This window comes from Vibrio sp. 1249-1 (genome assembly GCF_033340495.1).
In genome coordinates this window covers 1-511 of the sequence record NZ_JAWOWJ010001193.1, presented here as the reverse complement: position 1 = coordinate 511, position 511 = coordinate 1, and the positions used below count along the sequence as shown (strand labels likewise).

The 511-nt window shown below is 44.2% G+C and carries 1 pseudogene; it reads left to right on the top strand.

Annotation, left to right across the window (positions count from 1 at the left end):
- Positions 1 to 163 precede the first annotated feature (163 nt).
- Positions 164 to 511, top strand: a pseudogene (locus tag R7Z50_RS31210) (EAL domain-containing protein); the annotation flags it as partial.

The window sequence follows — 511 nt, the reverse complement described above, 5'->3', positions numbered from 1 at the left end:
AAACATTCACAGGACGGGATATTTCATCCCTTTTACCATGCTACATACGCACCAAAGCGGCATCTATCAACAAAAGAGAATCAACCAACACACGAAAAACAGCGTCAGAAAAGCCCTTCGTATTTGCTTGCGGAATAAAAGGATATACACCGACATCGCTTGGGTGCTGCTGGTTACTACAGCTATCTTTTTCTCGGTCTGCTATTACGCCATCAACAGTATTGTGAAACACAACTATTTAGATAGCGCATTGGACATTGCCGACAGCCTGTCTCAGATGAGTTGCTATGCTGATGAAGACCAACTAAAAGGGTTGTTTGATAACGTAAAGCTCGTTGAATCCAGCATGATGTTGGATCGCTTTAATATCCGCTGCTTGGTCACGCCAGAGGCGGTGGTTCCCGTCAGCCAAAAAGCGTTCAACGAGTGGAGCGATAACAGCAATTACACGACTCAATCCTTCGACATCAACAACGCCACCATTTTAGTTCGTGTGAAAAACATCAACTTA